The following is a 5,116-nucleotide window of genomic DNA, read 5'->3' on the forward strand; positions in this document are numbered from 1 at the left end:
ACGTCAAGCTTCGCGGGGCTTCGGTCCGGACGTTCCTGCGGTTCATGCTCCGCTCGATCCCGAAGGATGAGCCGCTGGCGATCTTCGTCGACGAGGGCATCGTCCGCATCACCACCAAGGCCGAGGAAGAGGCGACGCTGGTCTTGCGGGTCTACGACATTCGCGACCAGCTCGTCGAAGTGCCGAACTTCACGATCGCCGACATCAACATCGGCGGCGGCGGCGGAGGAGGTGGCGGCTTCGGTGGTGGCGGCGGAGGAGGTGGCGGCTTCGGTGGTGGCGGAAACGGCGGCGGTGGCGGAGGCTTCGGCGGAGGAGGTGGTGGCTTTGGTGGTGGCGGTGGTGGTTTTGGCGGTGGCAACGGCGGCAATCAGAACAACCAGTCGCGTGACGAACGCGCCCAGGACATCGTCGACCTGATCCAGGCCACCGTCAGCCCGAATGTCTGGGACGTCAATGGTGGCACCGCATCGATCCGCGTCTTCCAGGGCCAACTCGTCGTCAACGCCCCACGTTCCGTCCACGCCAAGCTGTAGCTTTCGCCGCTATAGCGTGACGAACATCCCGAAGCCGACGTACAGCACGTCGTCTTCCCAGAACTGTCCATTAGGTTCTTTGCCGTTGTAGAACTCGGCGAGGAACTTGATGTTGCGCCCGTGAACCTTCTGATTCTCGGCCTGAAGTCCCGCACGCAGGTTGAAGTCGAGCTTGAAGCCGTTGCCCTCCTGCTGCTGCACGTCGGCCGAGGCGACGGGACGCCAGTGATCCCACAGCTCGATCGGTGCACGCGCCTCCACGCCCCACTGCAAATGCCAGAACTCGTACGACGGCGGTGACGGGCGACGCAATGCACGACCGAAGCCGCCGTAAACCCGCAGCAGGCCGTGGTCGTCGATGTAGGCGTTGCCGAGCACGTCGTAGCTGAGCCGAAGATCAGCCCGGTCGTAGCTGAAGTCCTCGCGGATGACGCCACTGTCGTTGGTCAGGTACTCGTCGCCGACGTGGCTGCTCCGGTGCCAGAGGCGGAACATGCCGCTCCATCGCCCTTTCCGCGCGTTGAGCATTCCGCCAAAAACGAAGTCGTTGTTGAAGTTGTCGCGACTGAACCGGTCCTGGTCGAAGTCGCTGTGGACGGCCGTCTGAAGGGCAAACTCCAGCCAGTCGAGGTCCGGGATTGCTGGGTCTTTCCAACGGTAGATCGGGATCGTCCCGCCGATCGTGAAGGCGGCGACGTTCTCCAGGAAGTCGTCCTGGACATAGCGGTGGTAGCTCGCACTCATCAGTGGCCAGAACGGGTCGGCCCACAGCGGCTCGAACACGTCGCCCAACGGCAGGAGACCTTCGCCTAGTCGGCCCTGGTCGTACCGCTCCGGTGCGGCCGCTGTGGTTGTCGCCAACTGCGCCGACGACGATGCGACGCCCAGCAGAAGGGCCACAAGGCAGGCATACAGCTTCAGCATCTGGAGCAAAACCTAACGATCCTGGTAGCGGGCAACAACTTGAGCGGGAACGACCGATAGAACGGCCGCTTCAGAGGTACAGACGCAGCGAGACGCCCAGGTACTCGATGTCGTCGACGAAGAGCTGGCCGTTCTGGTTGCGGCCGTTGTAGTAGATGATCTCCAGGTCCGTCTGCCCGCCACGACGCAGGCCGTCGAAGCGCGCACCAGCCGAGACGGAGAAGTCGAAGTTGTAACCCCGGCCGTCCAGGTGCTGCATGTCGATCGCCGCCGTCGGCCGAACGCCCAGGCCACCCGGCAGGTTGTATCGCATGCGGGTCCCGTCGAACTCGGCTCCGTACTGGAAGACGAAGTCGCCGTAGTCGGGCGTGCCGAACGTCCGGAAGAGCCAGCCAGCCCCGCCATAAATGCGGATAGTGCCCATGTCGGCGACGTTGCGGAAGTCGCGCGAGATGAACGCCTCGATCGAGTCGAACGTCTGGTCGTCGCGATCGATCTCCGGCCCGAAGAGCAGCAGCTCATCGCCCAGGTGGCTGCTCTCGTGGAAGAGCCGGATGAACGTCGACCAAGGCCCCTTCCGCCCGGCGAAAAAGATGCCGCCGTTGTAGTCCGCGTTGAGCAGTGGGACGCTCTCTTCGAGCAGGTCGAACGTCGCAAAGAGTGCCGCGACCGCGCCGATCTCGATCGTGTCGAACAGGTTGCTCATCGACTCCGGCGGCGGACCGGCGTAGAAGGCGATGTTCTCCCCGAACGCGACCAGCCACAGGTTGTCGTATGGCCCGCCCTCGCCGAAGAACTCACCCTCCGACTCCAACACGTACGCCGTCCCGAACTCGAACCTCGGCCAACGCGGATCGGCCTGAATCGGGTCGAATGCACGGCTCGGCACGAACCAGCGGACCTCGTCGTACGGCTTTCGAGGCTCGTACTCGATGCCCGGATCGATCGGCTGATCCGAAACGACCAGATCGGCCTCGAGCTGCGCGGAGACGTTCTGCACGAAGCAGAGGCCGAGGAAGGCTGTAAGGAAGATGACGGCTGTGACACGCACTGCCGCACTGTATCGGCTGCCGCAGCAGCCGAAAGTACGCCCGATAACTTTTTCAAACGCCCGTTTGCGACGAGGCAGTCTTCGCGAACAGCTTGGCGACCTCGACCGTGAACTTCGGCAGCACCGGTCCGCCGACGAGCGTGTCCCCGTCGCGGTAGACGTGTGCGGTGCCGTCGGGCTGCTCGGTGCGGACGGTGCGGGCTTCCGGATTGATTATCCAGACCAATTGAACGCCCGCCCGAAAATACTCGCCAACCTTCCGCTCCAGCTCAAAGACGTTGTCGTGTGGTGACGCGACCTCGATCGCCAGAGCTGGAGCGACAGACGCGTCACCTTTTGCTGGAATTCCGTCGGGGTACTGCGCCTTGTACCAGTAGGCCACGTCCGGCCGTCGCCTTGTGTCCGGCATCCAGTCGAAGCAGACAACAAACGGCTCGGTCACAACGTGCCCCTCTACTTGCTTCTCGTGCAGGTGCAGCCGAAGCCAGAAGGCGATCTCAAATCCGATCGTCTGCGACTCCAGGCTCATGTGTTTCTCCACCTTCACCCCATCCACGACTTCAAAGAGCGGCCCCGTGCCGTCGTCCTCGACGGCCGGTACCACGACGCCCGAAGGTGCAAGAGCCGCTGACATAGCCAAAGTCTACGCGATCGGTTGTCCCTACGCCTGCGGTTCAGTCATGCGTCGTGGGTCGAGCGCCTCATCGAGTTGGGCATCAGTGACGCCCTCGTACGACTTCTCGGCCATGATCTTGCGGATCGTCTTGCCCTCGGCGTGGGCTTGCTTGGCGACCTTGGCGGCCTCGTCGTAGCCGATGAGCGGGTTGAGGGCCGTCACGAGCATCAAGCTCTCGTCGATGAGCTGCTTGCACCGTTTCTCGTCCACCTCAAGGCCCACCAGCAGCTTGTCGACGAAGACGTCGCAGACGTTGCTGAGCAGCTCGACGCTCTCGAGAAAAGCGTCGATCATGACCGGCATCGCGACGTTGAGCTCGAAGATCGACCCGACGCCGCCGAGGCCGGCGGTGGTGACGGTGGCGTCATTACCGATGACGCGGCAGACGACCTGCATGACGCTCTCGCAGATCACGGGGTTGACCTTGCCGGGCATGATCGAGCTGCCGGGCTGGATGGCCGGGAGGATGAGTTCGCCGATGCCGCAGCGAGGTCCGGAGCCGAGGTGGCGGATGTCGTTGGCGATCTTGGAGAGGGAGACGGCGATCGTCTTGAGGTGGCCGTGTGCATCAATGAAGGCGTCTTTGCTCGCTTGCGCTTCGACGTGATTCTTTGCTTCCTCGTACACGCCAAACAACTCGGCTTCGCCTGGAATGGCATGATTGCTCAGATGCTCACAGACGCGTCGAGCGAAATCTGGATGAGTGTTGATCCCGGTACCAACAGCAGTCCCGCCGATCGGCATGTTTGACAGAAGCGCATCCTCGGCGGCCAGCTCCAAGTCGAATGCTCGTTGCATCTGAGCTGCGAAGCCGTCCAAGACTTGGCTGAACCGAATCGGAGTCGCGTCCATCAAATGCGTTCTCCCGATCTTCACGACGTTTTCGTAGCTTCGAGCCTTCTGCTCGAGCGTCCGCTTCAGCCAGTCAACGCTTTCACGCAGCTTCCAAAGTTCAGCAGTCGCCGCGATATGCATCGCGGTCGGGAACGTGTCGTTGCTCGACTGCCCCATGTTGACGTGGTCGTTGGGGTGGACGCGGGGCTTGTGTTCGGACCCCTGCGAGCCCTGAGCGTCAGCGAGGGGTTCTGAGCGATCACCCGAACCCGCTCGCTCGCGCTCGGGGCTCGTTCCAGACAGCTTCTGGTTGGCGAGGTTGGCGATGACCTCGTTGGCGTTCATGTTCGTCGACGTGCCGCTGCCAGTCTGGTAGACGTCGACCGGGAAGTGTGCGTCGTGCTTGCCCTCCGCGACTTGCGTCGCGGCGTCGATGATGGCATCTGCGATCTCCGGATCGAGCTTGCCGAGGTCTTTGTTGGCCTGGGCACACGCCGCCTTGAGGTGGCCAAACGCGTGAATCACCGCCGGCCGCATCGGCCGATGGGCGATCGGAAAGTTCTCCACCGCCCTCGCCGTCGACGCGCCGTACAGCGCATCGATCGGCACCTGCATCTCACCCATGGAATCGCGCTCAGTCCTGGTTTCCTGGCTCATGCGGCACGCTACGCCGACGCCCGCTCGCCCTGGGTGCGACTTGAAGCCGCCCGCAAGTTTCTTTAATCTGCGGCGTGTCTTGATCCGCAGGAGTCGCCATGACAAGCCGAAGTTGCCTTACCGGAATGCTCGCCCTTTGCCTCGTCGTGGTCGGGCTGGTGCCGTCGATCGCGTTGGCTCAAGAGCAAGCGCCCGTTCGCCTCTACGTGCTCGAGCGAGTCATCTTCGGCCCGACCAAAGCACCCTTGCCCGATGGCTATCGCCCGCCTTCGGAGTCCGTCGCCGATCTCGACGGCGGGGTCATCGAGTTCACGATCGACTACGCAGCCGACCGCGTCGAGATCGGCGACGGACTCCGAAGGCGGGCGATAGCCATCGGGCAAGGGTGCTTTGGTCGGGCCGAAGATGACTCGCTCGAGCACGTAGAGGCGAACGGGC

At 63.1% G+C, this 5,116-nt stretch carries 6 protein-coding genes; 2 read left to right on the plus strand and 4 right to left on the minus strand.

Annotated elements, in window-relative coordinates:
* Positions 1-536, plus strand: a 536-nt coding sequence (locus tag AAGI46_15610; protein MEM1013634.1) for a hypothetical protein, incomplete at its 5' end; no start/stop codon positions are given.
* Positions 537-545: 9 nt separating this feature from the next.
* Here AAGI46_15610 and AAGI46_15615 read toward each other — a convergent pair.
* From AAGI46_15615 to AAGI46_15630, 4 genes are all read right to left on the minus strand, one after another.
* A complete protein-coding gene (locus AAGI46_15615; protein ID MEM1013635.1) occupies positions 546-1,460 on the minus strand; it encodes a DUF1207 domain-containing protein in 915 nt (304 codons plus the stop codon).
* A 70-nt stretch (positions 1,461-1,530) separates the two neighbouring features.
* The gene (locus AAGI46_15620; protein ID MEM1013636.1) at positions 1,531-2,511 is read right to left on the minus strand and encodes a DUF1207 domain-containing protein; all 981 of its coding nucleotides are present in this window, start codon (positions 2,509-2,511) and stop codon (positions 1,531-1,533) included.
* A 52-nt stretch (positions 2,512-2,563) separates the two neighbouring features.
* Positions 2,564-3,145 (minus strand): Uma2 family endonuclease, encoded by a 582-nt coding sequence (locus AAGI46_15625; GenBank protein ID MEM1013637.1) that lies wholly within the window; start codon positions 3,143-3,145, stop codon positions 2,564-2,566.
* A gap of 27 nt (positions 3,146-3,172) precedes the next feature.
* Positions 3,173-4,678, minus strand: a complete 1,506-nt coding sequence (locus tag AAGI46_15630; GenBank protein ID MEM1013638.1) for a class II fumarate hydratase — start codon at positions 4,676-4,678, stop codon at positions 3,173-3,175.
* A 125-nt stretch (positions 4,679-4,803) separates the two neighbouring features.
* Here AAGI46_15630 and AAGI46_15635 point away from each other — a divergent pair.
* The coding region (locus tag AAGI46_15635) for a hypothetical protein (GenBank protein ID MEM1013639.1) at positions 4,804-5,116 on the plus strand (313 nt) is incomplete at its 3' end.

The organism is Planctomycetota bacterium, assembly GCA_038746835.1.
Taxonomy (GTDB): Bacteria; Planctomycetota; Phycisphaerae; order Tepidisphaerales; family Tepidisphaeraceae; genus JBCDKH01.

Excerpts from the sequence above, each read along its gene's own strand:
- AAGI46_15615 (MEM1013635.1), bottom strand. The coding sequence starts at position 1,460 with ATGCTGAAGCTGTATGCCTGCCTTGTGGCCCTTCTGCTGGGCGTCGCA.
- AAGI46_15625 (MEM1013637.1), bottom strand. The coding sequence starts at position 3,145 with ATGTCAGCGGCTCTTGCACCTTCGGGCGTCGTGGTACCGGCCGTCGAG.
- AAGI46_15630 (MEM1013638.1), bottom strand. The coding sequence starts at position 4,678 with ATGAGCCAGGAAACCAGGACTGAGCGCGATTCCATGGGTGAGATGCAG.